The organism is Aquimarina megaterium XH134 (assembly GCF_000520975.1).
Classification (GTDB): domain Bacteria; phylum Bacteroidota; class Bacteroidia; order Flavobacteriales; family Flavobacteriaceae; genus Aquimarina; species Aquimarina megaterium.
This window is the reverse complement of the sequence record NZ_JACB01000006.1, coordinates 338071-364379: the sequence shown is the minus strand read 5'-3', so window position 1 is coordinate 364379 and position 26309 is coordinate 338071. Positions and strand designations below refer to the sequence as shown.

Here is a 26309-nt window from a genome sequence, read left to right as displayed (position 1 = left end):
TATTAGAGGGAGAAATGTTAAAAACCTTACAAATATCAAGGAAAACCAGAGTTAAAAAAATACCTTTCGAGATTATACATTGATCTGTCTCTTTATTATAAGTGACTTCAATTATTTTTATGTGGCTAATCTATTTAATCTAACAACTAATGAAACTAATTAACTTGCTAAAAATCAACTTTTTGGTTTGTGTATTCTCTGTTTTTTCTGCTACTGCGCAGGATTATTTTCTTAAAGACAAAGCACCTTTTAATTCAGAAATCCCTTCACCCGAAGAATTTCTTGGATATCCTATTGGGCAGCAGCATACGCGCCATGATCAAATTGTAGCATATTTTATTAAACTTGCACAAACTTCTGATCGGGCAACGATCACTAGCTATGGAAAAACTCATGAAAACAGAAAATTAGTAATACTTACTGTTTCTAATCCAGAGAATCTAAATAAGCTTTCTGTGCTAAAACAGCAGCATTTGGCATTCACCAATCCTTCTGAGACATCTGCTAACTATGATGCAATACCTATTTTTGTTCAATTAGGATATAACGTACATGGTAATGAACCTTCTAGTTCAGAAGCTGCTATGTTAACAGCATATACACTGGTGGCATCTACTAGTGCAGAAGTGAAAAATTATATAGAAAATGCTGTAATATTTATTGATCCGACAATCAATCCAGATGGGCGTGACAGACATACGCAATGGGCAAACCAATTTAGAGGAACTCCTTTGGTAAGTGATAATTATGATGCAGAGCATAATGAAATGTGGCCTCGGGGACGTACGAATCATTATTGGTTTGATCTTAATCGTGATTGGTTGCTAGGTATTAATCCAGAGAGTCGAGGAAAATTACAATGGTATCATGAGTGGTATCCTAATGTGGTGACCGACTTTCATGAAATGGGAACGAATAGCACCTATTTTTTTGAACCTATGAAACCCATTGGTTCTCAGGACCCTATTATGCCTAAAGAGAATTATGAAGATCTAAACAATTTGTTTGCTCCTTATTTTTCTAAAGCTCTGGATAATATTGGATCATTTTATTTTACCAAAGAAGCTTTTGACGGCACCTATCCTGGATATGGTTCTTCTTATCCTGATTTACAAGGAGCATTAGCACTATTGTTTGAACAAGCTAGTTCTCGCGGACATTTACAGGATACAGATTATGGAACCATATCGTTTCCATTTACGATTCGTAATCAATATGTATCTAGTATCGCCACTATTAAAGCTGCAGTTGATAATAAGAGCAAACTACGTAAATACCAACAAGACTTTTTTAAATCAGCAGTTAGTAATACTTTCAAAAAAGGAAATGAGGCGTATGAGTTTGGGGATGCTTACGATCATAATAGAAATAAAGCTTTTATAGATAAATTATTACTTCATCATATAAAGGTTTATAAAAAAGGATCGCGTTTTGTTGTGCCTGTAAAGCAGCCTCAACAGCGTATGGTACAAACGGTTTTTGAAACCTATAATAAGTATCGTGATAGTGTGTTTTATGATGCTTCGGCCTGGAGTATAGCCAATTTTTATAATATGAAATATAAAGGCATAAAATCTGCTGATATAAGCGAGGAAATTCTCTCAACAGATGGATTGGTGAATGTTTCAAAAGTATCAAAATCTGACTATGCATATATCATGGATTGGGATGATTATAATGCCCCGGCAGCTTTATATTTTATGCAGTCTAAAGGATTAAAAGTAGCTTCAGCATTTAAACCTTTTAGTAGTATAACTTCAGAAGGGAATAAAAGCTTTAATTATGGTAGTGTGATGGTACCGGTAAGTAAGCAGAAGAAAGCCAATGACGAGGTTTATGCAATCATTAAAGAAGCACAGGATAAATATGATGTGCCCATATATTCAGTAGATTCTGGTTTTAGCGTATCAGGAATTGATTTAGGAAGCAGAAATTTTCAGAAGTTGGATAAACCAAAAGCATTATTACTAGTTGGTGAAGCCGTTAGTTCTTATGAAGCAGGAGAGGTGTGGCATTTGCTGGATACACGAGTGCATATGCCTATAACAAAATTACAAATGAGTGGTTTTGGCAATGTACCTCTAAAGAAATATAATATGTTGGTTATGGTTTCGGGAAGATATAATACATTAGATTCTCTTCATCAGAAAAAAATAAAAGATTGGGTATCACAAGGAAATACCTTAATTACTATTGCAAGGGCTTCAAAATGGGCGATTGATAAGAAAATTGTAAAGGAGAAACTTATCAAAAAACCAAAGGATACGACAAAGAATAAAGTAATAAAACGATTATCATATGTTGATGCAGGGGAGCATATTGGTCGTGAACGTTTGGGGGGTGCTATTTTTGAAGTTGATCTGGATATCACTCATCCTTTAGGTTTTGGGTATCGTGATACTTCTCTTCCGGTATATAAAAATAATGAAGTGTTTATTGCGCCCAGTAAAAACCCATATTCTACGATTGCAAAATATACAGAAAACGCACATATTGATGGTTATATTTCTGCTGATAACTATGAAAATTACTTAAAACCTTCGGCTTCGCTAATTGTAAGTAAGTTAGGCAGTGGACGTGTAATTCTATTTGCTGATAACCCCAATTTTAGGGGTTCTTGGTATGGCACCAATCGTCTATTTTTGAATGCATTGTTTTTAGGAAATCATATATCTGTGCCTAAAGTGAGAGAATGACGAAATTATTGTAATTAGATAAAAAAAACCCTTGCTTACATTAAGAAAGCAAGGGTTTTTTTTATCATTTTGTTGCGATAGACTACCCTATAAGCTCGTTTTCGACCAGGTATTCTCCTATTTGTACTGCATTAGTAGCAGCTCCTTTACGCAGATTATCTGATACTATCCACATATTAAGAGCATTCTCTCTAGAGTGATCCCTTCTAATTCTGCCTACAAAAACATCGTTTTTGCCTTCGGCATAGATTGGCATAGGATACGTATTGGTATCAGGATTATCCTGTACAGTAACTCCAGATGTTTCGTTTAGAAGTTGTCGTATTTCATTTTCATTGAAATCACTATCAAATTCGATATTAACACTCTCACTATGCCCACCAACTACAGGAATACGAATTGCTGTTGCTGTTACTGCGATAGTGCGGTCATCAAGGATTTTTTGAGTTTCGTTTACCAACTTCATTTCTTCTTTGGTATACCCGTTTTCCTGAAACACATCACAGTGTGGGATGGCATTACGGTGAATAGGATATGGATATGCCATTTCTCCTTTTTCACCAGCATATTCATTTTCTAATTGCTGTACTGCTTTTACTCCAGTACCTGTTATAGATTGGTACGTAGAAATCACAGCACGGTTTATCTTATATTTATCGTGTAATGGACCCAAAGCCATAACCAATTGTATAGTAGAACAATTAGGATTAGCAATAATTTTATCTTCTTTGGTCAGCGATTTAGCATTGATTTCTGGAACAACTAGTTTTTTTGTAGGATCCATTCTCCATGCAGACGAGTTATCGATAACAGTTATTCCTGCTTCTGCAAATTTTGGAGCCCATTCTTGAGAAGTACTTCCTCCAGCAGAGAATAAGGCAACATCTGGTTTCATTTCTATAGCAGTAGCAAGTCCTACTACAGAAAACTCCTTGCCTTTATATGAAATTTGTTTCCCAATAGATCGTTCTGACGCTACAGGAATTAATTCTGTTACCGGAAAATTTCTTTCTTCTAATACTTTTAACATTACGGTTCCTACCAGACCGGTAGCACCTACTACAGCTACTTTCATCAGTTTATATTTGTTTTCATTTTCGCATAGCGAAAGTCATACACTTTTTAATTTCATACAAATTTGAGGAATATTTCCTAGACGACAAGCATTTATATTGAAAATATAAAAATTTGTACCATTTGTTTATTATATAACAATGTGTAAAAAAGAACCGCCCTTAATTTGGGCGGTTTAGTGTGTTAGAATATGTAGTATAGCGGTAGCTATAGATAATTCGTTATACTATTGAGCATTTTATTTTTTTAATAAATCTCGTATCTCTGCTAATAACTCTTCTTGAGTTGGTCCGGCTGGTGCTGCGGGAGCTTCTTCTTCTTTCTTTTTAGATTTTTCATATGCTTTAAGTACCATAAAGATAAATAAACCTACAATAATAAAATTAATTATTGCCTGTATCAGGTTACCATAGGTCATAACGGCAGCTCCTGCTTCTTGGGCAGCAGCAAGAGTAGCGTATTCTCCACCATCGAGAGCAATAAACTTTTGAGTAAAATCTGTTCCACCAGTTATAACACCAACAATAGGCATTATAATATCTGCTACAGCAGAACCAACAATTTTATTAAATGCACCGCCGATTACAACAGCAGTAGCTAGCGCAACGATGTCTCCTTTTAGTAAGAAAGATTTAAAATCTTTAAAAAACCCCATAATTAATTTTATTTAGATAGTTAGTAATGCACTAATTTAACGAAAAATTAAAATAATTATAAGAATGGTTCTGTCTAATACGTTTCGTTTTTCGTTAAAAATCAATTATCGTCGACAACAACACGTTTTACCCTAGGAGAAATTGCAGTAAGTAGTTCATAAGAGATTGTTCCAGAATTTTCGGCTACTGTGGCTGCACTCGAATCTGCATCAAAAATAACCACTTCATCTCCTTCTTTACAATCAATATAGGTAACGTCTACCATGATCATATCCATACATACATTACCAATAACATAAGCTTTTTTATTATGTATGGTTACAAATCCTTTTTTATTTCCATACTGTCTGCTAATCCCATCGGCGTGCCCGATAGGTATGGTAGCGGTTTTTGTAAATTCTGAAGCAATGAATGCTCGGTTATACCCTAATGATTCTCCAGGTTCTAACTCATGAATTTGCGAGATTACCGATTTTAATCCTGCCACAGGTTTTAATGCAGCATCGTATTTTGCATCGTTTCCGTATCCATACAATCCTATCCCGGCTCTTACCATACCAAAATGTGCTTCGGGATAATTAAGAATCCCAGAGGTATTAGATTGATGAAGTATGGGTGTGTACCCTAACTTATCAATCATATGATTAGCAATTTTATTAAAAGAATTGATCTGTTGTATCGTAAAATCTCTTTCTGAAGCATCTTCACTAGCCGCCAGATGAGAAAGAAGAGCAACTACTTTAATCGCTTCAGTTGTATTGAGATTTTCAATAATATGGTCAATATCATTTTCCCAAAAACCGATTCGGTTTAACCCTGTATTGAATTTGATATGAACCGGATACTCTTTTTGACCCAAAGTAGTAGCTGTTGTTATAAATGTTTTGAGAACTCTTAAGCTATATAGACTAGGCTCTAATTGATATTCGATTAATTTTTGAAAATTTATAGGCTGTGGGTGCAATACCAGAATAGGAGTTTTTATTCCTGATTCTCGAAGTGCAATACCTTCTGAAACATAAGCAACGGCAAAATAATCGGCTCCTATTTTTTCTAAGTGTTTTGCAATTACAGAAGCATCACTGCCATATCCCGAAGCTTTTACTACAGCTAAGATTTTAACATTAGAGTTAACCTTGCTTTTTAAATAATTAAAATTATGAGTAAGATGAGCCAGGTTGATCTGCAAAACGGTTTCTTTTACGCTACTCATCAGTTTTTTCAGTTTTTTTTGATACTTCTTTAGGATCTTTAACCTCCATTTGATTTACTTTTTCTTTCAGCATGGCTTTATAATATGCAGCTCGACTTAAAGGTTCATACTCGTCTGTTTCTCCTAATAAAACCAAATCATCTTTGGTAGATTTTCTATAACTAAACTGAGCAAGATTTCCTGTCCTGGTACAAACGGCATGTACTTTGGTCACATATTCTGCTGTAGCCATCAATGCGGGCATGGGGCCAAAAGGATTTCCTTTAAAATCCATGTCTAACCCTGCAACGATAACGCGAATTCCTTTATTCGCCAAATCATTGCAGACCGATACAATTTCATCATCAAAGAATTGTGCTTCATCGATACCAACAACATCACAGGTATCGGCCAGAATTCTAATATTAGCTGCTGCAGGAACAGGAGTAGAACGAATCTCATTAGCGTCATGAGAGACTACCATTTCATCGTTATACCTAACATCAATTGCAGGTTTAAAAATTTCAACATTTTGTTTGGCAAATTGTGCACGTTTTAATCTGCGAATCAATTCTTCGGTTTTACCCGAAAACATAGAACCACAGATTACTTCTATCCACCCAAATTGCTCTTTATGATTTACCGTATTTTCGAGAAACATTTTGTATTTTTCAGCATCAATTAAAGAAATCCCTTCTCCTTACTCTAAAGATGAGGTAAATTTATTAAAAAACAAAAAGCAGTATTGTAAACGAATAAGAAAGTTATGAAGAAGAAATTGGAAGCGGAACTTATAAGTATTGCCCATAGAATATTACAACTTAAGGATAAGACTACCTTATCTCAGTTACAGGAAGAAGCCCGTGAGTTATATGAAAAGTTAACTATTCTTAATTTTTCTGAATCTCATTTTGCAGGGCCACAGCCTACTATTGGTCAGATTAAAGAAGCTCTGGATACTAATGAACCAGATGTCTCTGAAACATCAAATGAATCAGACGAATTAAAAAAAGTAAGGCAAAAAATCAAAGCAATTATTGATCCCAAACCAATTTCTGACAAAAAGGAAGAATCTATCCCCGAGGAATTTTCTTCGCCAAAGAGTGATCAGGAACAAAAAGAGGCTAGTATTGATACTATAGAAAATAAACCTGAGATTATTATTGAAGAAATTAATGCGAGGGTTACCGAAGATCTTTTTGTACCTGCAAGTACTAAAGTAGCAGAAGAATCGGTTTCTTTTTCAGATTCGATCCCTCCTCAATCGACATATGAAAAAAATGATAAGGAGAATATTACTCCAACTGTAGAAGATATATCAGATGCTAATGATCGGCCTAAATCTCTTAATGATCAATTAAGAAAAGAAATTCATATCGGGCTTAATGATCGTTTAGCATTTATAAAATACCTTTTTGGGGGGAGTGCTCCTGATTATAATCGTGTATTATCCCAATTAAATACATTAAGAGGTAAAAGTGAAGCAGAAGAATTTATCACAACTATGATAAAGCCCGATTATCAAAATTGGGAAGGTAAAGAAGAGTATGAAGAGCGTTTTATGGATATTGTTCTTAGTAAATTTGATCACTAAATAAAGATTATGAAAATTATATATTGGATTGCCACGATTGCTTTATGCGCTATAATGCTGTATTCTGCCCAGATGTATTTTTTTAAAACTGAAATGGTAAAAGGTTTTTTCGAAAGTTTTAATTACCCTACATATATAGTAATTCCCCTGGCAGTGGCTAAAGTGTTAGGGATAACAGCTATTCTAACAAATAAAATAAAATGGCTCAAAGAGTGGGCATATGCAGGTTTCTTCTTTGATTTGGTATTGGCTACTTTAGCACATTATCATGCAGAGCACCCCATAGGGTTATCTGTATATGCAATTTTAATCCTTGTCGTTTCCTACGCTATTGGTAAAAAAATAAGACCTTAATGTCAAAATTATACCTCGTACCTACGCCAATTGGGAATCTTGATGATATGACTTTTAGAGCTATAAAAGTTCTTGAGGGGGCAGATTTGATATTAGCCGAAGATACCCGAACCAGCGGAAAATTGTTGAAACATTTTGAAATAACAACCCCTATGCAAAGTCATCATATGCATAATGAGCATAAAATGGTGGATCGTATTATTCAGAAATTAAATGCTGGAGAAACTATTGCCTTAATAAGTGATGCAGGTACTCCCGCAATAAGTGATCCTGGATTTTTACTCACCAGAGCATGTGTAGAGCAAGGAATAGCGGTAGAATGCCTTCCTGGAGCAACAGCTTTTGTACCTGCTTTGGTTAATAGTGGCTTACCTAATGATAAGTTCATCTTTGAAGGATTTCTACCCGTAAAAAAAGGAAGACAAACCAGGTTAAAATTTTTATCCGAAGAATCTAGAACGATGGTGTTTTATGAATCTCCACATAAACTGATTAAAACTTTGAGAGATTTTGCAACCTATTTTGGTGTAGATCGACAAGTTTCGGTATCACGAGAACTAAGTAAACTTCACGAAGAAACTATACGAGGAAGCACAGCAGAAGTCATAAAGCATTTTGAAAATAAGCCTCCAAAAGGCGAAATTGTAATTATTGTAAAAGGTAAGAAATAGAGCACTTCAATTTTTAGCCATAAAAATCGTTATGTATTTTAAGTGTAAAACTTTGATTGCATGAAAAACTACCCCTTGCTCTCTATACTAGGAATTAGTCTGCTTGTTTTTTTATTATGGCAACTACCTTATTTTGGATTTATACAATACCCGTTATTACTATTAGGTACCTGGTTTCATGAAATGGGCCATGGCTTAACAGCAATATTGGTGGGAGGTAAGTTTATCTACCTCGAAATATACGAAAACGGAGGAGGTGTAGCGTACTCTAATGTTTCGGCCAGTTACTTACCTTTTAGTATCGCCAGAAGTATTACTGCAGCGGGAGGTTTGTTGGGTCCGGCAATTTCGGGAGCTATACTTATAGCTTCGGCCAGAAATAAAATAAGCTCTAAAATTGCACTATGGTCACTAATTATAATAATGGTACTATCATTATGCTTGTGGATTCATGAACTGCTGGCATTAATTATCCTAAGCGTTTTTGCTGCACTTCTCTTTTTTATTGCAATTCTTAGAGTAAGAAAACTCGAAGCTTTTACACTCTTGTTTTTAGGAACTCAATGTGTATTAAGTTCATATCTACAAATAGGGTACCTGTTTACAAAACAATTCGAACGAGACGGGAAAATTCAGTATTCTGACACACAAATGATTGCGGCTTACCTGCCTGGCACTTATTGGATGTGGGCCATATGTATTCTACTAATTTCCATTTACCTGCTGTATAAAAGTTATCGATATTATCTAAGAAAATGATGTTGTGGCAAACATTGTTTTTTGTGTAAATCACTTACGTTTTACAAGTTAGTAGTGTCTTGATGTTTTCTTAAAAAAGACATATAAAAAATCGAAAAAAATCGAGAAATTGAAATACGTGGTAAATACGTGTTTTTATATGGTAATTACCTGTAAATTCCTTTTGCAACAAAGCGTGCAGGTTTTTTTTGATTAACTTTAATACTAATTATTAACTTATAAATATAGTATCACATGGAAAACGTAATCACACAAGAAAACACCCTAATTACAGAAGAAATTTTTAAAGAATCTACCACGCTGTGGAGAAATGCAGATGTACTACAATTAACACATCATTTTCATAAACTAGATCCTGCTATAGGGCAATATGAACGCGTATATTATTTTAGTATGAGCAAAGACGATGTTAAACGTTTTAATGATATACAAGAGATTAAGACTTTTACTATGTACATGGCCTTGAAACGTGGATATAAAGAAAAGTTTACATTTTTTCCAATTTTTAAGATTGTTGATATAGAAGGAAATATACAATACTTTGGCCTGGAAGCTTTTCAAAAACCTAAAATCAAAAAACCACAAATTAAAGAAACCGAACTGGGATCAGAAATTGTCCCCCTTACCTTTAAGCAAATGATTCATGATAATTGGGAAGAGGTAGATATGAGCCTGGTTGATGACTTGTTTACCGTAAAGGAAAAGAAAAAGCCTATGGAGAGAGTACTTTTTTATACGGTAACAGCAGATTTGATCAATCCTTATCTGCCAAATGGTATCGAAAAAATAAAATTTTATCCTGGATTAGATATGAACAAATTTCAGTATAAGGATATGATATCGTTTACTCCTGTTATTGGGATCACACCCAAAGAACCAGTAGAAAACATGATGCAACGAGCCGGGATTATCGAATATGGAGATAATGAAGTGTTTATTGAATATTCTAAACCTTGTCCACCTACCTGTACAGGAGAATGATTTACTTAATTAGAGACTAATGAGTGAAGAGCTTTTTGATATTTTGGGTAATATTTCATCTTTTATAGTGATTGTCCCTTTAATATTATCGGGATATAAATTTAAATCACTAAATATTGTACAGAAAAAATTACTGTACTTATTAATAATAGTATTAATAGTAGAATCTATATCGAATATACTTTGGTACAAAAAAATAAATAATTTACCAGTATATCATTTTTTTACGGTAATTCATTTTTTATTGATTGTTAATATTTATAGGAGAGCGTTATCACAAACATTTTCAAAATATTTCTTTACTAGTTTAAGTATTGGTTTTGTTGTATTTGCTATTGTAAATATTGTATTCTTTCAAGATTTATTAACTTTTAATTCTAATGCAACAACACTTATGGGAGCGATAATTATCTTTTTGTCTCTAAGTTATTTTTATGCATTACTTAAAGAAGTAAAATATAGTACCCTGGAAACGAATCCTATGTTTTGGATCAATTCAGGGTTCTTGATTTATTTTTCCAGTAGTTTAATCTTGTTTTTTATGAATAATACCTTATTTAAAGGAGTTACTGAAGCTAGTCATATTCTTTGGGGACTACATGCTGTGATAAATATTGTATTAACTATTTTTTATACGGTGGCTATATGGGTAAAACCCCAAAAAGAGATTAATGAAAATAATGATTTTTTGATCGAATGATTTTGGCCTGAAGTGCTGGTTTTACTGTTTTTTTGAGCTATATTTATGTAAACTTTTAAAACCTGAAAACATGAAAACAATTCGTTTATTATTTTTAACCTCATCGAATTCATTTATTGCTAGACAAGAAGAAGCACCTCCAGATAATAGAGAACAAAAAACCAATACTTAATTGGAAAAAAGTAGACCCAGAAGTCATGATGTTTGGTTTTTATTAGAATTAGACTAAAATAGGGCCGTTTATTTATGAGCATTCAAAATCTTATACCCCCACTGATAATAGACTAGTCTGGAAAAGATAATTAATTAAAAAGTAAAGAGCTATAGAATATGGCATGTTACTAATAAAAAGCAAGAGGTATAACTATTGTATTTGATGTAACTCTTTACTGTTTTTTATACTATTTATTTTATGGGTGAACCCGAAGAAGCTGTTGCGTTAAAGGTTATAATCATTGGTATGGTGGTGATTTTTTTACTGTCATTATCAGTAATAATATTTTTTATTCTTTATCAGCGCAGATTGTTGGCACAACAAGAGAAACATCAAAAAATAGAATCAGATTATCAGAAAGAATTACTAAAAACCTCGATTATTAGTCAGGAGGAAGAACGAAGTAGGATTGCCAAAGAACTGCATGATGATGTGGGAGCTATGTTAACCACAACCAAATTGTATTTTGGGCAAATTACACCAGAATTGCCTCCAGAAGAGCTTAAAAGCATTGCGAAAAAAATGAGCTCTTTTTTCGATGATATGATACAAAGTGTACGTAGCATTTCTCAAGATCTAAGACCAGTGGTTCTGGAAAAGTTAGGATTGATAGAGGCAACACAAAGTTTGGTGCAAACTATAAATGACTCGGGAAAGATTAAAGTGCATTTTAAGAATAATACTATAAAAACGATTGCCAAATCAAAAGAACTTAACCTGTATAGAATTATTCAGGAATTAATTACGAATACACTTAAACATGCAGAAGCTTCTGCAATATATGTTGAGTTAAAAAATGAAGGAAATTCGTTAATTATACTCTATGAAGATGATGGGAAGGGTTTGAAACAAAAAAACCTTTTGCATAAAAAAGGGCTAGGACTCAAAAACATAGAAAGTAGATTGTCGGTACTTTCTGGAAAGATACATTTTTTTAAAAAGAGCTCTGGTATGAAAGTGAAAATTGTAATACCAGTTTGACCATAAAAACAGTAAAAAACCCCTAGATAAAAAGAAGCATTAACAATTTTAATCACAATTAATCATGGAGACTATAAAACTAGGACTGATTGATGATCATAACTTATTTCGTGAAGGTATAAAATCACTGTTAAAAAGAATGACCAATATTTCTTTGGTATTAGAAGCGGTGAGTGGTAAAGACCTATTAGCACAGTTGAATAATGTGGTTCCGGATGTAATCCTTTTGGATTTAGAGATGGGAGATATGAACGGTGTAGATACAACTCTAAAATTACAAGAATTGTATCCCGATCTAAAAATTATTATTCTAACAATGCATACAGAAGAAAGAATGATCTCTTATTTGATGGAAGCGGGAGCGAATGGATATCTATTAAAAGATACTACCCAGCATGAGTTAGAAATAGCAATACGATCTACATACGAAAATGGATTTTATTTTAATTCCTTTGTATCAGAAGCGTTATTAAAAGGGTTGAAACATAAAACCTCAAAACCTCCTGCGATACGAAAAGATTATCATCTTACTTCTAGAGAACTAGAAGTGTTAGAAGGGATTACTCAAGAGTTTACAACTGCAGAAATTGCAGAACAACTTTTTCTAAGCGTAAGAACAATTGAAGGGCATCGCAAAAATTTAATGGGTAAATTAGGTGTGAAGAATACGGCCGGTTTAGTTATTAAAGCAGTTAAAGAGAAAATCATTTCTGTTTAGATCATTTTGGAAAGTAAAAATAAACCTGTCAGGGTTTTAAAATCCTGACAGGTTTTATAGTACGAAATATTCTATTATAATCTCTAGCTCTAGAAAATATTAAATATGCTTTCCTTTCTCCCAACCGTGTTTTCCTAGGTATTTTTCACCAGATTCAATAGCTCCTTCCTCTACCATTGTACCCATAGAATCATTCCAGCGATTTAGATACCCAAATAAAGAAATTACTCCTAACATTTCTACAATTTCTCCTTCATTCCAGTATTTATACAATTCTTCTTTGATAGTATCGTCTACAGCATTTGGGACTACTGATGCAGCAAGAGAAAAATCAAGTGCTGCACGTTCTGCATCACTAAAAGCGGGATGTGTTTTATACTCCCATATATTATCTAATTGCTCTTGTTCTGCACCATATCTTTCGGCTGCACGAATAGCATGTGCCTGGCAATATCTACACCCTGTAGCATTACTACTTACCCAGGCAATCATACGTTTTAATGCAGAGGTTACTCGACCTTCATTTGCCATTACGGCTTTATTAAGATTAATAAATGCTTTAGAAATAGCGGGCCTTCTTTGCATGGTAAGTACAGAATTAGGACAAAATCCTAAAGTTTCATTAAAGAATTCTGCTAATTCTCTGGTTTCCGGATCATGATCAGCCGATAATGGAGTGACTAATGCCATAGTATGTATTTTTTTAGTTTAAACGTATAATTTTTAGCAAAGCAAAATACAAAACTAATGTCAAATCAAGAGAGGTCAGGATGTTTTTTGTACTTTGGATTTTTTAATATAGGAATTTACCACACGAATGAGATGGACACTACAACCAAAGCCTGATATTTCGGCAACAGAAAATTTGGCAAAAACTCTTAATGTAGATACAATAATTGCTTCGTTATTAGTGCAAAGAGGGATAACAACTTTTGATCAGGCCAAAAAGTTTTTTAGACCGTCTTTAGATGATATACATGATCCTTTTTTGATGAAAGATATGGATAAGGCAACTGCCAGAATCCTAAAGGCAATTACTGATGGCGAAAACATAATGGTATACGGAGATTATGATGTAGATGGTACCACATCTGTGGCGTTACTCTCCTCTTATTTAAAAACGTTATCTCATCAAATTGCTACCTATATTCCTGATCGATATAATGAAGGATATGGGATATCGTATATGGGAATTGATTATGCTCATGACAATGATATTTCTCTTATTGTTGCTTTAGATTGTGGAATTAAAGCTATAGAGAAAATAGCGTATGCCAAAGAAAAAGGAATCGATTTTATTATTTGTGATCACCATAGACCGGGAGATAAGATTCCTGATGCAGTTGCGGTTTTGGATCCAAAACGTAAAGATTGTGAGTACCCATATAAAGAATTATGCGGTTGTGGAGTAGGATTTAAATTGATCCAGGGATTGGCCGTTCATCAAAATCAAACTATAGAGGATTTATTGCCATATTTGGACCTGGTGGCTACGGCAATTGGTGCAGATATTGTACCAATAACAGGTGAGAATCGTGTATTGGCATATTTTGGCTTACAGGTTATTAATGCAAATCCCAGAATTGGGTTTAGAGCAATGTTGTCTGAAGTAAAAAAAGAAACTTTAACGATAACAGATCTGGTATTTATCATTGCACCAAGGATTAATGCAGCCGGAAGAATGAAACATGGATTACATGCGGTTAATTTGTTGACAGAAGAAAATCTTGATATTGCACTGCAATATGCTGCAGAAATAGAACTTTATAATAGTAATAGAAAAGATGCTGATAAAAGCATAACCCAGGAAGCATTGGGACAGATACTTCAGAATAAAGAAGAGGATAGATATACTACTGTGGTGTATGAAGAAAATTGGCATAAAGGAGTAATAGGCATTGTCGCATCACGATTAACAGAGACGTATTATCGCCCGACTTTGGTTTTTACAAAAAGTGGCTCGAAATTAGCAGCTTCTGCACGATCTGTAAAAGGGTTTGATGTCTATAATGCATTAGAAGCTTGCTCAGAGCATATAGAACAGTTTGGAGGCCATAAATATGCTGCAGGGTTAACATTAGAAGAAGAGCAATACCTGCCGTTTAAGCAAAAGTTTGAAGAAATAGTATCTGCTACTATTGATAAAAAAATGCTTATCCCCGAAATATCTATTGATGCCTCTCTAGAACTAGATCAAATCACCCCTAAATTCTATCGTATTTTAAAACAATTCGCTCCATATGGTCCAGGAAATATGGCTCCGGTTTTTATGACAGAAGGATTAAATGATACCGGATACGGAAAATGCGTAGGAGCCGATGAGAAACATTTAAAATGTAGAGTGCAAAAAAATGGAGTTGCTATAGGTGCTATTGGCTTTAATCTTGGTTCTAAATACAATTTGATAACCGAAGGGCAATATTTTAAAGCTGCGTATACTATCGATGAAAACGAATGGAATGGAGAAGTATCGCTTCAATTAAAATTGAAAGATATAAATTAACTTATTTTTATTTAGATTTATTATAAATAGTTATTATTTTTGATTCAAATATGTATTCAGGATGAACGCTATAGATAAAATATACAGTAACGAATTAGGTATTTCTTTCTTTTGGAAACAAGAAAAGCATATTTCAATGCCTAGAGTTCAGTTAGTATTTAGAGATATTGGATTTTTACTTACGTTAAATGAATTGAAGGATTTTTCAAATTCTTGTACTACCACTATAGAATCTCAATGCTGTAGGCAATGTAAAAATTCACAACAATGTAGATCTCTATTATTAAGAACACCTTCTGATAAGATTGATTTGGCAGTAAGTAGAGAAGAAGTGCATCAAATCCAGGAACTAATCAAGGGTACTATTTTTAGAGTAGAGTTAAAAGACTGGGTAAAGAATTTGTCTTTAAACTGAAAAATATAACATATAACCTTTTTAACTCATGATCCTTAATAAGAGGACAGTAAGCAAGCATCTAATCTATCTCAAAAAGGATACTATAAATGGTTTAATGACATCATAAATGTTCTTTAAAATTATAACAAAAAAGGCTATTCCATAAAGAGTAGCCTTTTTTATTTGTATTTTGAAATGCCTGGATACAATGCCTTATTCAGCGGTTACATTTCCTTTTACTTTTTCATGTTCTAGATAGATTGTTCCACCATAAATTTTACTCATGTCGATTTTTGCAAATTCAAAATTTTCTAATTCTTTCTTTGTGTTCATTTTTTAGATTTTTTTACGAAATTATAAGTGTTTTTAGTTAATGTCGTTAATAAAGGATTTGTTACTTATTAAAAAGGCAATTTTAATCTAAAAGGCCATTCTTTATTTATACAAAAACTCAACAATTTTATATGTGATTTCTTTTGCTTTTGTTTCCTGCAAAAAATGTTTCTCATCTATAAAATGAATGTCTTCATTTTTAACCTTTAGGGCATTAGCCGCACGCACTTGTTGTGGAGGCCATTGTAACATAGTGTCATGTATACCCCATATAACCGTAACAGGCATATTAACATTTTCAAAAACTTCTGAGTAGTCTGGTAATTCATTACAGGTCTGGCTATAGAAATAATACATAGCATGTGTTTTACCTTCTAATAAAGGAGTTTTGTATCCTTCTACATCAAGAGAATTTAAGACGTTTTCTTTCAATCCCTGGTTAAATAGGCTTTTAAGCAAAGTATTGGTTGTAACACCATTTCTATAGCCCCACATTGCTGTCTTGGCAAGACCTCCTGGTTTCATACGTACAGGAGGGTAAAATCCATCGTCATAAATAATGGTATTTAATACAATAAGTTTTTCAATTTTATCGGGCGCTTGTTTCATAAGCTCCCAGGTCCATAGTCCACCAGCATCATGCATTACATGAGACCAGGTATCGATCCCTAATGCTTGCATAAGCTCTAACAAGCGTTTGGCATGATTTTCTGCATTGTAGATTTCAAAACCTTCGGGAGAATCACTAGAACCATACCCCAACATATCGGGTACAATTACTCTAAATCCATTTGCAACCAAAGGATCGATCATTTTACGATATAACCATCCCGAAGTGGGTACACCATGTAATAATACAATTGCAGGCCCTTTTCCTTTATCTATATATTTTAGTAAACCATCATCTGTAGGATATAATCTTTGATCAGATCTAAAATCTTCGTAAGTAATTTGGTTTTTTCTGATTTTGGTATTCTCGTATGGTTTACACGAAAAGAGCAATACCCCTATTAGGGTAAGCACAAAAAATTTCTTCATGGTAAAAAGATGATTTATGAACTGGCAATTTACTTAAAATCATTTTTGTATGCTATATAGGTTTAAAAATTTAATAGCCACTATGTTTAAAATGAGGTTAAGAAACTTGTTTGATTACAATTTCATTTTCATTAAAGCTAAAACGATCACCGATAGTTTTTCCTAATAGTAATTTACCAATAGGAGAATTAGCAGCTATGGCAAAATAGGATTTATTTCCTATAGAGAGTTTACCGACAGAGATACTAATAAAGTAATGACCTTGTGAGGTAATCACCAGACTACCAAGGTGAATATGTTCTGAAGGAGAAATATTAATCTTCGCCAAGATTTCCTGCAGTTTCTGTACTTCGGCTAATTGTTTTCCTGCTTTTTCACGCTCTAATTGTAACATAGCTCGCCCAGTTTCGTGTTTATCTCCAGCAGTACTTTTGGTTTCAGAAGTTAAAGATTCTTGAATACCAGCAATAGTATTTTGAATTCTTTGTAGTCTTTGATCTACATAATTTTGGCATTGATTTAGTATTTCTTCTTTGGTCTTCTGTGGATTCATATTTCTATTTCTTATCAAATACTAAAGTACCGTAATTACGCATTTGTATCATAATCCATTTTTTTCTTTTTTTGGTGTATGCCGAAGGCGGATTTGCCAAAAAGCGTATGGGATTAGGAAGTATTGCTGCGATAGCTGCGGCCTGGTCTGTATTAAGAGCAGCGGCAGAGGTATTAAACCAAAACTGGGCAGCAGCTTCGGCCCCGTAGATCCCATCTCCCATTTCTATACTATTTAGGTAAATTTCTAGAATACGTTCTTTACTCCAGAAAGTCTCTATCAAAAATGTAAAATAAGTTTCGAACCCTTTTCGTACCCAGCTGCGATGTGGCCATAAAAAAACATTTTTGGCGGTTTGTTGAGAAATCGTACTTGCACCTCGCAATCGTTTCCCAGATTTATAGGCTGCCATTGCTTTTTCGATAGCTTCTTTATCAAAACCATGATGATCGATAAATCGTTGGTCTTCGCTACAAATTACAGCAAGTTGTAAAGCGTTAGAAATCTTGGATAACGGTACCCATTGATGTCGAATTGTATACTCATTTTTGGATTGTAATTTTCGAATTCCCATTAACGGGGTGACAGGAACATTAACCCATATATACATACATACCCACAACACACTTAGTATGATAAATGTGATACTGCTTTTAAGTATAAAATGAAGGTATTTTTTCATCTGTTCTTTTTTGTTGTTTTTTTAGTTGTCAGATAGAATTCACCATTGAAGATCTTGTTTGGTGTCAACATTAATTGTTAAAACTCATTTCATAACACCAGGAATGACTTATAAAAGATCAGCTAATTCTGTACCTACCAGACTTCCTATAGCAACGCCCATTCCGCCTTGTCGTACACCACAAAATACGTTTTGAGATAATTGTTTAACGATAGATTGTTTTTGATTTCCTACTCCCATAATTCCACTCCAGCGATGATTGATTTCAAAATTAATATCGGGTAAAATGACATCCCGTAAAATTTCTTCTAATTTTTGTTGTACCAATTCAGTTTGAGCCAAATCTGTAGTTTCTTCAGCTTTAAAATCTAAATTTCGGCCTCCGCCAAATAGGATTCTGTTATCAATATTTCTAAAATAATAATATCCTTTATCTAGATGAAACGTTCCTTTAATATGTAAATTATCTATGGGTTGGGTAATCAAAACCTGAGCACGGGCGGGTTTTACTTCCCGAATTCCTAATTGAGAAGCAAAACCATTTGTAGCGATCAATACTTTGTGTGTAGAAAACGTAAACTGATTGGTTTTTATTTTTACAGAAGTATGGTCATCATCAAAAGTTTCGACTGTACAATTATTTAGAATCTTAATACCAGAATTTCGAACCTTTTTTAGTAATGCTTCCATCATTTTTCCGGTATCGATTTGACCTTCAAATTGATTAACGATGTATTGAGGCTGGATATTCTCAAAATTGAAAATATTAGAACTTGTACTAAAAACATCATCTTCAAAAATTGGTTTTAATAACGTATTTATTTGCTCTCTTTTTGAAAAACAGTCTTCATATAGAGCTTGGTCATTTTTGGTAAAAAGTTCATAACCGCCATTTTGAAAATAGCCGATGGTCTGGTCTCCTAAGTGTTTTCTTAATAACTGAAGTCCATTGTGTCTTTTTTTGACAAGTTGTAATACTTCTTCTTCGCTATGCGAATTTAAGTCGTCTAGAATTTCTGAAAGACTTCCAAAACAAGCAAAACCTGCATTCTTGGTACTAGCTCCGTTTGGTAATATACCACGCTCCAGAATAAGAATTTTAGCTTTCGGAAAATTGTTTTGTAATCTTAATGCACAAGTAAGTCCTACAATTCCACTTCCGATAACAGTAAAATCGATATTAGATAACCAAGTTTTATGCTCCCAATAACTAAAATTCAAAGTACAACAGGTATTATATGTTAGAAAACAAATATAGTTGTTCCTAAAGAGATTTTATGATTTCTTGTATAGTTACTATAGCAGAAAATACATTTTTAAAACAGCTTTCTTAAAAAGGGAAGTAACATTTTTAATTATCGAGACATAAACATGAAACGATATAAAAAAATGAGAAAATACATTTTTATAGTTTTAGTATTATCATTCATTATTAATTCGAGAGCTCAATCAGTTTTGGCAACAGCAATCTTTCCTAATATATCTGAACTCCAAAACCACCCTGGTAATGATGATTATGTTTATGTTAAAGGTTATTATACTCCTGATGATGGTGGTGGTGGACTTTTCAAAAATGAAGTTTCTGATTTAAAGGAGAATGGAGGTACAGTTTTTAATGTAAATGCAAATCCTAACAAAAAATGGATTAGAGTATATAAAGGCGATATAAATGTCAAGTGGTTTGGAGCACGTGGAGCGTATAGCTATAATACGGATGATACAGCTGCTATACAAAATGCAATTTACGAAACTCAACGAATAGGAAATACTCTGATTATTCCTAAAGGAGATTATCGCATTGTTAATTCTTTAAAAATTGAAATCGATGAGAAAAAATCACATATCCATAGGCTTAAAATAAAAGGAGAAGGATATAAGGGATCGAATATTTATGGAGCAATTGATGGTGGTGGTTATATTTTTGATTTAGAAATGCCGGAGAAAACGGATAATCAGGGAAATATTAGATATAAGGCCAAAATTACAAATATGATACTAAGTAATTTAACTTTATTAAGTGATACAGATATAAAAGTAAATGATACAACTTATATTCAAAGAAGTAACATTTCTGGCATAAAATTAAAGTATAATGAAGATGCATTAATTGAGAATATTCATTTTAGAAATTTGGTAAACGATATTAATGCACAATCGTTCTGGAGAGCGACTATTAAAAATTGTAGAAGTACTCAAAGACATTTGGACATTTCTGCACCAAGATATATTTTCAATAGACAATGTAACAACTTATTGATAGAAAGATGTTTTTTAAGTAATAAACCTCAAAATGAAAGCAGTTTTTTATTTAAAATAGTTGGAGACTCATCAAGTATCAATTTTGTTAGCTGTAATTTTGAATTTGGGCATGGTGTATTACTAGATAATAGAGGAAATGCTCCTCTTACTAATATTTCCTTTATAGGTTGTTATTGGGAGTGGCTAGATTATGAAGCTATTGCTATAAATAATCTTGCTAATGTTCGAGGGGTAAATGTTATCGATAATTATTTTAATTCAAAATGGAACGTTTCCCCATATTGGGCTATAGTATTGGGAGGAGTAAAAGGAATGAATATTTCTGGTTCTTATTTTTATGAGTTTGGAAAAACTCCGATATATAGTGCAGATTACGCAGAAGGAGTTAATGTAAACATGTGTGTATCCAACGAAAATTTTCCAATTATAAATTCTATTCCTTCAAATAGTTTTGTTTTTAATCCTTCATCCGCAAATGGTAATTATGGAGGCCTAAGTTTAAGATCCTCAAATGGTATATCATTAAGGGGGTTAGGGTCTTCAGAAAGTAATAAAATAAACTATTCATCTTCAATACCAGTCACAGGTAGTTGGAATCAAGGTGATATTGTTTATAATACCAATGCAATTCCTGGAGGTTATGTTGGTTGGGTATATACTAATAGTGGTTGGAAAGGATTTGGCTTAATAGAAAATAATTAAAAAACTTATAAGAAGAATATATGAAGTCATAATGCTCTAAAGGAGTACTTGATCTTATGCATCCACGGACTATCTCTAAAATTAATAAGTAAAGTGCATAAAAAAAGCCTCATTGCTGAGGCTTAATTGGTTGTTATTCAGTTGGGTCTTCCATTTCAAAATCTTCCATAAACTTAGTGGTATAATTTCCAGAGATATAATCTGGATCGTCCATAAGTTGTCTATGAAAGGGAACGGTAGTTTTTATACCTTCTACTACGAATTCATCTAATGCTCTCTTCATTTTATTAATCGCCTCTTCACGTGTTTGTGCAGTGGTTATTAATTTGGCAATCATAGAGTCGTAATTAGGCGGAATAATGTATCCACTATATACATGAGTATCTATTCGTACACCATGACCTCCTGGTATATGCAAATTGGTAATTTTACCAGGTGAAGGTCGAAAATCTTTATATGGATCTTCGGCATTGATTCTACATTCTATAGAATGTAATTGTGGGAAATAATTTTTACCTGAAATTGGTACTCCCGCAGCAACAAGAATTTGTTCTCTAATCAAATCATAATCAACTACTTGCTCTGTGATAGGGTGTTCTACCTGGATACGAGTATTCATTTCCATAAAGTAGAAATTACGGTGTTTGTCAACCAAAAACTCTACTGTTCCTGCACCTTCATATTTGATATATTCTGAAGCTTTTACTGCAGCTTCTCCCATTTTTTTACGCAACTCATCTGTCATGAATGGCGAAGGAGTTTCTTCTGTAAGCTTTTGGTGTCTACGTTGTACCGAGCAATCTCTTTCAGATAAATGACAAGCTCTTCCGTTGCTATCTCCTACAATCTGAATTTCTATATGGCGTGGTTCTTCGATGAGTTTCTCCATATACATACCGTCATTACCAAATGAGGCTGCTGCTTCCTGGCGGGCACTATCCCATGATTTTCTCAAGTCTTCTTTTGCCCATACAGCGCGCATACCTTTTCCACCACCACCAGCCGTAGCTTTTAGCATTACTGGGTATCCCATTTCATCGGCAAGCTTTTCGGTTTCTTCAAAAGAATCCAAAATACCTTCACTACCAGGGATTGTAGGTACTCCTGCTGCTTTCATAGTTGCTTTTGCAGAAGCTTTATCACCCATCTTATCAATCATTTCGGCACTGGCACCAATAAATTTTATTTCGTGCTCTTCACAAATTTTAGAGAACTTAGCGTTTTCTGAAAGGAAACCATAGCCTGGATGTATTGCATCTGCATTTGTGATTTCTGCAGCAGCAATAATATTAGACATTTTAAGGTAAGATTCATTACTGGGTGCAGGTCCGATACAAACGGCTTCATCTGCGAAACGTACATGTAAACTTTCTGCATCTGCTGTAGAGTATACCGCAACAGATTTTATCCCCATTTCTTTGCAGGTTCTGATTACACGCAATGCAATCTCACCTCTATTTGCAATTAGAATTTTTTTAAACATAACTTCTTAGAAATTACAATATTCAAAACAATAAATTTCAATTCTTGATATTTGATTTGAAATTTAAAGGTTTGAAATTATGAGTTTAATTATGATGGGTCTACTAAGAATAGTGGCTGATCAAATTCTACTGGAGAAGAGTCATCAACTAATACTTTTACAATTTTACCAGAGACTTCACTTTCGATCTCATTAAAGAGTTTCATCGCTTCAATAATACAAAGTACATCTCCTTCTTTTATAGAATCACCAACTTCTACAAATGTAGGTTTGTCTGGTGATGGTTTTCTGTATAAAGTACCTATTATAGGTGATTTGATGGTTATGTATTTTGAATTATCGTCAGAAGCACTTTTTTCTTCTACAACTGCTGCAGGTGTAATTGCAGGAGGTGTTGGTTGTACGGGAGCTACCACTTGAGGAGTTGCTGGTAGTTGTTGTACAATTGTGGTTTCTTTACCATCTTCTGATGCTGTTTTAATGGTGATTTTAATGTCATCCATTTCTAACTTTACTTCGCTAGCTCCTGATTTGGCTACGAATTTAATTAAATTCTGAATTTCTTTTAAATCCATAATGTGGGTATTGTGTGTTTTAGTTGTTTAGGAATTATAGGCCCATTTAAGATAAATGGATCCCCAAGTAAAGCCTCCACCGAATGAGGCAAATACTATGTTGTCTCCTTTTTTGAGTTGTTTCTCGTAATCGTGTAACAATAATGGTAAGGTGGCTGAGGTTGTATTACCATATCGTTGGATATTCATAAGAACTTTACTTTCATCTAGCTCCATTCTTTTGGCTGTAGCGTCGATGATACGTTTATTGGCTTGATGTGCAATAAGCCAGTTTACATCCTGTCCTGTTAAACTATTACGTTCCATAATCTTAGAACTGGCATCTGCCATATTAGAAACTGCATATTTAAATACAGTTTTTCCGTCTTGTTGAACAAAGTGCTGCCTTTTGGCTACAGTTTGTTCTGATGGAGGTAGAATAGATCCTCCGGCTTCAATTTTTAAGAACTCTCTTCCGATACCATCGGTACGTAGGTATTCGTCTTGAAGTCCTAAACCTTCATAATTGGGTTCAAAAAGAGCTGCACCACCACCATCACCAAAAATGATGCAAGTGGTACGATCGGTATAATCAATAATAGAGGACATTTTATCTGCTCCTATTACTAACACTTTTTTATATCTTCCTGATTCTATATAACTGGCAGCAGTAGACATTCCATATAAAAAACTGGAACAAGCTGCCTGTAAATCGTAGGAAAAAGCATTAACGGCCCCTATCTTCGAAGCTGTGTATGCTGCGGTTGCAGCAACTGGAAGATCTGGAGTTGCAGTTGCAAAAATCACCATATCAATCTCTTTAGGGTCGAGATTTTTTTTAGCGATTAGATCTTCTGCCGCTTTTATACCTAAGAAAGATGTTCCCTTATCTTTATCTTTTAGTATCCTGCGTTCTTTGATACCTGTACGACTGGTTATCCATTCGTCGTTAGTTTCGACCATTGTTGCTAATATATCATTAGTTAACACATAGTCTGGCACGTATGCACCTACAGCGGTGATAGCGGCTGTGATTTTACTCATATCTTAGTTTTAGTTTCACAAACTATAGCATAAAAATGCGTTCAAAAAGTTGTCGAAATTACTAAATTATACACAAATATGGCGCAAAATAACGGGATTTTGACACATATTCAACTAAAAACAAAAAAACTCTCACATTTGTGAGAGCTCTCATTAAAATTTTAACAGTATCCTTACGCTACTTCTTCTTCAGTATTGTCGATAACAATCTGACCACGATAGTATAATTTACCTTCATGCCAGTGTGCTCTGTGATATAAATGCGCCTCTCCAGTAGTTGGATCAGTAGCTATTTGTGGTACAGAAGCTTTATAATGCGTTCTTCTTTTATCTCTTCTTGTTTTCGATATTTTTCTCTTAGGATGTGCCATTGCTTAGCTATTGTTTATCGTTTAATAAGTTTTTTAATTTATCCCAGCGAGGATCTGTTTCCTCATTGTTGTTCACTATTGTTTTTTCTTTCGGACTTAATTCTTCTAGTTTTTCAAGTATGTCTGATTGTAATGTTCCGTTCTCAACACCTGGATGAACTCTTTTAGATGGCATAGCCAAAACAATAAGCTCATAAATATATTGCTGAACATTAACTTCATATTCTCCATGAGGAAGAATAAGAAGCTCTTCATTTTCATCATTATATTCATCTCCAAACTTTACTACCAAAAAGAATTCATTTTTAATAGGTAAGTCAAAAGGTTCATTGGTGAGATCACAATTTACATTTACAGTTCCGGTTGCTTTAAATTGAAGTTCTAATAAAGTTGTTTTTTTATTAAACTCCATATCAACTTTTACTGCAGATGAATTAAACTCATCATACTCAAAATGTTCAAAGAACGTATTGTCAATTTGATACTCAAACTGGTGTAATCCTTGCTTCAGTCCAACGAAAGGAATAGTATACTCTTTAAGTTGTATCATTTCATCATCAGTTTCAAGTGCCTATCAATTTGATAAAGGCGGGTGCAAAGATAATAAAAATTCGTTATGAAAGTATTTTTGTAAACAAAATTATATCAGATTGTTAGTGATTAATTAGGTTTAAGGATCAGGGTAATAGGTTTGAGGATCGTTTTTACAACTAATTCCTAGCCTCTCATAACTTATTTTGCGGTTTACGAGGTTGTTTTTTTAGAGGGTTTTGAGTTAATTCATTATATTCATTTCTATTTTTAAAAATTTTTAATGCCGCAAAAACAGCTTCTTTAAATGAACTATTATCGGCTAGGTTTTTTCCTGCAATTTCAAAAGCAGTACCATGATCTGGAGAAGTACGAACTTTATGTAGGCCTGCCGTATAATTTACTCCTTTGCCAAAAGAGAGTGTTTTAAAAGGAATTAATCCCTGATCATGATATGAAGCTACAATTGCATCAAAGGCTTTATAATTATTAGAACCAAAAAAACTATCTGCTGCGTAGGGACCGTATACTAATTTACCAGATTCATTAATTTTTTGGATTGTTGGCTTTAATACATCTTCATCTTCTTTACCAATTACACCGTTGTCTCCACTATGTGGATTAATTCCTAATACTGCAATTTTTGGTTTTGAGATACCAAAATCTTGTTTAAGCGCATGATGAATAGTATCTATTTTTTGTTCAATCAATTCTGGTGTAATGGTATCGGCTATATCCTTAACAGCAACATGATCGGTAAGTAATCCAACTTTTAAATCATCGGTGATCATAAACATAAGACTATTTCCTTCTAACTCCTGATCCAGATAATCGGTATGTCCTGGGAATTTAAATTCGTTAGATTGAATACTATGTTTATTAATAGGTGCGGTAACCAGTACATCAATTTGATTGTTTTTTAAAGCTTCGGTTGCAGATTTAAGTGATTTGATCGCATAGCTTCCTACTTTTTCATCTTCTTTTCCAAAATTAAGACTAACGGCTTCTTTCCAAACATTAAGAACATTTATTTTACCATCCAGAATCTGAGATGTCTTATCTATACCATGAAGGTTTATGTTGCTTTTATATTGTTTTTTTAAGAAAGAAAGAATTTTTACCGAAGCAAAAATTACCGGAGTACAAAAATCTAACATTCGCGAATCTTCAAAAGTTTTAAGGATGACTTCACTTCCTATTCCGTTAAGATCACCAATAGAAATCCCTAATCTTATTTTTTCTTCTTTCTTCATTATATAAACTACTTTA

General features: G+C 33.6%; 27 protein-coding genes. 12 read left to right on the top strand and 15 right to left on the bottom strand.

What is annotated here, in order from left to right; genetic code table 11:
* Window positions 1-149: 149 nt before the first annotated feature.
* Entirely contained in the window at window positions 150-2696 is a 2547-nt protein-coding gene (locus Z053_RS0108570; RefSeq protein WP_035095476.1) for a M14 metallopeptidase family protein, read from the top strand.
* Window positions 2697-2778: 82 nt separating this feature from the next.
* Here Z053_RS0108570 and Z053_RS0108565 read toward each other — a convergent pair whose 3' ends face one another.
* From Z053_RS0108565 to Z053_RS0108550, 4 genes are all read right to left on the bottom strand, one after another.
* Window positions 2779-3771 (bottom strand): aspartate-semialdehyde dehydrogenase, encoded by a 993-nt coding sequence (locus Z053_RS0108565; protein ID WP_025664621.1) that lies wholly within the window; start codon window positions 3769-3771, stop codon window positions 2779-2781.
* 237 nt (window positions 3772-4008) lie between these two features.
* The gene (gene mscL / locus Z053_RS0108560) at window positions 4009-4425 is read right to left on the bottom strand and encodes a large conductance mechanosensitive channel protein MscL (protein ID WP_025664620.1); all 417 of its coding nucleotides are present in this window, start codon (window positions 4423-4425) and stop codon (window positions 4009-4011) included.
* A gap of 101 nt (window positions 4426-4526) precedes the next feature.
* Window positions 4527-5639 (bottom strand): alanine racemase, encoded by a 1113-nt coding sequence (alr, locus tag Z053_RS0108555; RefSeq protein WP_025664619.1) that lies wholly within the window; start codon window positions 5637-5639, stop codon window positions 4527-4529.
* Window positions 5632-6279 (bottom strand): thymidine kinase, encoded by a 648-nt coding sequence (locus Z053_RS0108550; protein ID WP_025664618.1) that lies wholly within the window; start codon window positions 6277-6279, stop codon window positions 5632-5634. Before Z053_RS0108550 ends, alr begins: the two co-directional genes overlap by 8 nt.
* A 105-nt stretch (window positions 6280-6384) precedes the next feature.
* Here Z053_RS0108550 and Z053_RS0108545 point away from each other — a divergent pair, with 105 nt between their 5' ends.
* The 8 genes from Z053_RS0108545 (at window position 6385) to Z053_RS0108505 (ending at window position 12590) form a co-directional block, all read left to right on the top strand.
* The gene (locus Z053_RS0108545; RefSeq protein ID WP_025664617.1) at window positions 6385-7212 is read left to right on the top strand and encodes a hypothetical protein; all 828 of its coding nucleotides are present in this window, start codon (window positions 6385-6387) and stop codon (window positions 7210-7212) included.
* A gap of 9 nt (window positions 7213-7221) precedes the next feature.
* Window positions 7222-7566 (top strand): DoxX family protein, encoded by a 345-nt coding sequence (locus Z053_RS0108540; protein ID WP_231389280.1) that lies wholly within the window; start codon window positions 7222-7224, stop codon window positions 7564-7566.
* On the top strand, window positions 7566-8237 hold the full coding sequence (gene rsmI, locus Z053_RS0108535; RefSeq protein WP_025664615.1) for a 16S rRNA (cytidine(1402)-2'-O)-methyltransferase: 672 nt from the start codon (window positions 7566-7568) through the stop codon (window positions 8235-8237). The genes Z053_RS0108540 and rsmI overlap by 1 nt, the downstream gene beginning before the upstream one ends.
* Window positions 8238-8297: 60 nt before the next feature.
* Window positions 8298-8996: a M50 family metallopeptidase gene (locus tag Z053_RS0108530; protein WP_025664614.1), complete on the top strand. Its 699-nt coding sequence runs from the start codon at window positions 8298-8300 to the stop codon at window positions 8994-8996.
* Window positions 8997-9230: 234 nt separating this feature from the next.
* Window positions 9231-9977, top strand: a complete 747-nt coding sequence (locus Z053_RS0108525) for a hypothetical protein (protein WP_025664613.1) — start codon at window positions 9231-9233, stop codon at window positions 9975-9977.
* A 19-nt stretch (window positions 9978-9996) separates the two neighbouring features.
* Window positions 9997-10677, top strand: coding sequence for a hypothetical protein (locus Z053_RS0108520; protein WP_025664612.1), 681 nt, complete (start codon window positions 9997-9999; stop codon window positions 10675-10677).
* Window positions 10678-11089: 412 nt separating this feature from the next.
* On the top strand, window positions 11090-11872 hold the full coding sequence (locus tag Z053_RS0108510; RefSeq protein ID WP_025664611.1) for a sensor histidine kinase: 783 nt from the start codon (window positions 11090-11092) through the stop codon (window positions 11870-11872).
* Between the two features lie 64 nt (window positions 11873-11936).
* Window positions 11937-12590, top strand: coding sequence for a response regulator transcription factor (locus Z053_RS0108505; RefSeq protein ID WP_025664610.1), 654 nt, complete (start codon window positions 11937-11939; stop codon window positions 12588-12590).
* Window positions 12591-12689: 99 nt separating this feature from the next.
* Here the strand turns inward: Z053_RS0108505 and Z053_RS0108500 are convergent, their stop codons facing one another.
* Window positions 12690-13280, bottom strand: a complete 591-nt coding sequence (locus Z053_RS0108500) for a carboxymuconolactone decarboxylase family protein (protein ID WP_025664609.1) — start codon at window positions 13278-13280, stop codon at window positions 12690-12692.
* Between the two features lie 127 nt (window positions 13281-13407).
* Here Z053_RS0108500 and recJ point away from each other — a divergent pair, with 127 nt between their 5' ends.
* Both recJ and Z053_RS0108490 read left to right on the top strand, forming a co-directional pair.
* The gene (recJ, locus tag Z053_RS0108495) at window positions 13408-15093 is read left to right on the top strand and encodes a single-stranded-DNA-specific exonuclease RecJ (RefSeq protein WP_025664608.1); all 1686 of its coding nucleotides are present in this window, start codon (window positions 13408-13410) and stop codon (window positions 15091-15093) included.
* A 61-nt stretch (window positions 15094-15154) separates the two neighbouring features.
* Window positions 15155-15508, top strand: coding sequence for a hypothetical protein (locus tag Z053_RS0108490; protein WP_025664607.1), 354 nt, complete (start codon window positions 15155-15157; stop codon window positions 15506-15508).
* A gap of 417 nt (window positions 15509-15925) precedes the next feature.
* Here Z053_RS0108490 and Z053_RS0108480 read toward each other — a convergent pair whose 3' ends face one another.
* The 4 genes from Z053_RS0108480 to Z053_RS0108465 all read right to left on the bottom strand — a co-directional run bounded on the left by Z053_RS0108480 (window position 15926) and on the right by Z053_RS0108465 (window position 19317).
* Window positions 15926-16861 (bottom strand): alpha/beta fold hydrolase, encoded by a 936-nt coding sequence (locus Z053_RS0108480; protein WP_025664606.1) that lies wholly within the window; start codon window positions 16859-16861, stop codon window positions 15926-15928.
* Window positions 16862-16958: 97 nt separating this feature from the next.
* Window positions 16959-17414, bottom strand: coding sequence for a 3-oxoacyl-ACP synthase (locus Z053_RS0108475; protein WP_025664605.1), 456 nt, complete (start codon window positions 17412-17414; stop codon window positions 16959-16961).
* 4 nt (window positions 17415-17418) lie between these two features.
* Window positions 17419-18096, bottom strand: a complete 678-nt coding sequence (mtgA, locus tag Z053_RS0108470) for a monofunctional biosynthetic peptidoglycan transglycosylase (RefSeq protein WP_025664604.1) — start codon at window positions 18094-18096, stop codon at window positions 17419-17421.
* A gap of 108 nt (window positions 18097-18204) precedes the next feature.
* Window positions 18205-19317, bottom strand: a complete 1113-nt coding sequence (locus Z053_RS0108465; RefSeq protein WP_025664603.1) for an NAD(P)/FAD-dependent oxidoreductase — start codon at window positions 19315-19317, stop codon at window positions 18205-18207.
* A gap of 168 nt (window positions 19318-19485) precedes the next feature.
* Between Z053_RS0108465 and Z053_RS0108460 the strand changes: the two genes are divergently transcribed.
* Window positions 19486-21057, top strand: coding sequence for a hypothetical protein (locus Z053_RS0108460; RefSeq protein WP_152538276.1), 1572 nt, complete (start codon window positions 19486-19488; stop codon window positions 21055-21057).
* Window positions 21058-21190: 133 nt separating this feature from the next.
* On the opposite strand, the gene accC is transcribed toward Z053_RS0108460, so the two are convergent.
* From accC to pdxA, 6 genes are all read right to left on the bottom strand, one after another.
* The gene (accC, locus tag Z053_RS0108455) at window positions 21191-22540 is read right to left on the bottom strand and encodes an acetyl-CoA carboxylase biotin carboxylase subunit (RefSeq protein ID WP_025664601.1); all 1350 of its coding nucleotides are present in this window, start codon (window positions 22538-22540) and stop codon (window positions 21191-21193) included.
* Window positions 22541-22629: 89 nt separating this feature from the next.
* Window positions 22630-23115, bottom strand: a complete 486-nt coding sequence (accB, locus tag Z053_RS0108450; protein WP_025664600.1) for an acetyl-CoA carboxylase biotin carboxyl carrier protein — start codon at window positions 23113-23115, stop codon at window positions 22630-22632.
* 27 nt (window positions 23116-23142) lie between these two features.
* Entirely contained in the window at window positions 23143-24138 is a 996-nt protein-coding gene (locus tag Z053_RS0108445; protein ID WP_025664599.1) for a beta-ketoacyl-ACP synthase III, read from the bottom strand.
* Window positions 24139-24311: 173 nt separating this feature from the next.
* Complete coding sequence (gene rpmF, locus Z053_RS0108440; protein ID WP_024768393.1) at window positions 24312-24509, bottom strand: 50S ribosomal protein L32; 198 nt, start codon at window positions 24507-24509, stop codon at window positions 24312-24314.
* 7 nt (window positions 24510-24516) lie between these two features.
* The gene (locus Z053_RS0108435) at window positions 24517-25059 is read right to left on the bottom strand and encodes a YceD family protein (RefSeq protein WP_025664598.1); all 543 of its coding nucleotides are present in this window, start codon (window positions 25057-25059) and stop codon (window positions 24517-24519) included.
* 175 nt (window positions 25060-25234) lie between these two features.
* Window positions 25235-26293 (bottom strand): 4-hydroxythreonine-4-phosphate dehydrogenase PdxA, encoded by a 1059-nt coding sequence (gene pdxA / locus Z053_RS0108430; protein ID WP_025664597.1) that lies wholly within the window; start codon window positions 26291-26293, stop codon window positions 25235-25237.
* Between the last annotated feature and the right edge of the window lie 16 nt (window positions 26294-26309).

What these genes read in the sequence shown, in the direction of transcription:
- Z053_RS0108570 (WP_035095476.1), top strand. Translation starts at nt 150, where the DNA reads ATGAAACTAATTAACTTGCTAAAAATCAACTTTTTGGTTTGTGTATTC.
- Z053_RS0108565 (WP_025664621.1), bottom strand. Translation starts at nt 3,771, where the DNA reads ATGAAAGTAGCTGTAGTAGGTGCTACCGGTCTGGTAGGAACCGTAATG.
- mscL (WP_025664620.1), bottom strand. Translation starts at nt 4,425, where the DNA reads ATGGGGTTTTTTAAAGATTTTAAATCTTTCTTACTAAAAGGAGACATC.
- alr (WP_025664619.1), bottom strand. Translation starts at nt 5,639, where the DNA reads ATGAGTAGCGTAAAAGAAACCGTTTTGCAGATCAACCTGGCTCATCTT.
- Z053_RS0108550 (WP_025664618.1), bottom strand. Translation starts at nt 6,279, where the DNA reads ATGTTTCTCGAAAATACGGTAAATCATAAAGAGCAATTTGGGTGGATA.
- Z053_RS0108545 (WP_025664617.1), top strand. Translation starts at nt 6,385, where the DNA reads ATGAAGAAGAAATTGGAAGCGGAACTTATAAGTATTGCCCATAGAATA.
- Z053_RS0108540 (WP_231389280.1), top strand. Translation starts at nt 7,222, where the DNA reads ATGAAAATTATATATTGGATTGCCACGATTGCTTTATGCGCTATAATG.
- rsmI (WP_025664615.1), top strand. Translation starts at nt 7,566, where the DNA reads ATGTCAAAATTATACCTCGTACCTACGCCAATTGGGAATCTTGATGAT.
- Z053_RS0108530 (WP_025664614.1), top strand. Translation starts at nt 8,298, where the DNA reads ATGAAAAACTACCCCTTGCTCTCTATACTAGGAATTAGTCTGCTTGTT.
- Z053_RS0108525 (WP_025664613.1), top strand. Translation starts at nt 9,231, where the DNA reads ATGGAAAACGTAATCACACAAGAAAACACCCTAATTACAGAAGAAATT.
- Z053_RS0108520 (WP_025664612.1), top strand. Translation starts at nt 9,997, where the DNA reads ATGAGTGAAGAGCTTTTTGATATTTTGGGTAATATTTCATCTTTTATA.
- Z053_RS0108510 (WP_025664611.1), top strand. Translation starts at nt 11,090, where the DNA reads ATGGGTGAACCCGAAGAAGCTGTTGCGTTAAAGGTTATAATCATTGGT.
- Z053_RS0108505 (WP_025664610.1), top strand. Translation starts at nt 11,937, where the DNA reads ATGGAGACTATAAAACTAGGACTGATTGATGATCATAACTTATTTCGT.
- Z053_RS0108500 (WP_025664609.1), bottom strand. Translation starts at nt 13,280, where the DNA reads ATGGCATTAGTCACTCCATTATCGGCTGATCATGATCCGGAAACCAGA.
- recJ (WP_025664608.1), top strand. Translation starts at nt 13,408, where the DNA reads ATGAGATGGACACTACAACCAAAGCCTGATATTTCGGCAACAGAAAAT.
- Z053_RS0108490 (WP_025664607.1), top strand. Translation starts at nt 15,155, where the DNA reads ATGAACGCTATAGATAAAATATACAGTAACGAATTAGGTATTTCTTTC.
- Z053_RS0108480 (WP_025664606.1), bottom strand. Translation starts at nt 16,861, where the DNA reads ATGAAGAAATTTTTTGTGCTTACCCTAATAGGGGTATTGCTCTTTTCG.
- Z053_RS0108475 (WP_025664605.1), bottom strand. Translation starts at nt 17,414, where the DNA reads ATGAATCCACAGAAGACCAAAGAAGAAATACTAAATCAATGCCAAAAT.
- mtgA (WP_025664604.1), bottom strand. Translation starts at nt 18,096, where the DNA reads ATGAAAAAATACCTTCATTTTATACTTAAAAGCAGTATCACATTTATC.
- Z053_RS0108460 (WP_152538276.1), top strand. Translation starts at nt 19,486, where the DNA reads ATGAGAAAATACATTTTTATAGTTTTAGTATTATCATTCATTATTAAT.
- accC (WP_025664601.1), bottom strand. Translation starts at nt 22,540, where the DNA reads ATGTTTAAAAAAATTCTAATTGCAAATAGAGGTGAGATTGCATTGCGT.
- accB (WP_025664600.1), bottom strand. Translation starts at nt 23,115, where the DNA reads ATGGATTTAAAAGAAATTCAGAATTTAATTAAATTCGTAGCCAAATCA.
- Z053_RS0108445 (WP_025664599.1), bottom strand. Translation starts at nt 24,138, where the DNA reads ATGAGTAAAATCACAGCCGCTATCACCGCTGTAGGTGCATACGTGCCA.
- rpmF (WP_024768393.1), bottom strand. Translation starts at nt 24,509, where the DNA reads ATGGCACATCCTAAGAGAAAAATATCGAAAACAAGAAGAGATAAAAGA.
- Z053_RS0108435 (WP_025664598.1), bottom strand. Translation starts at nt 25,059, where the DNA reads ATGATACAACTTAAAGAGTATACTATTCCTTTCGTTGGACTGAAGCAA.
- pdxA (WP_025664597.1), bottom strand. Translation starts at nt 26,293, where the DNA reads ATGAAGAAAGAAGAAAAAATAAGATTAGGGATTTCTATTGGTGATCTT.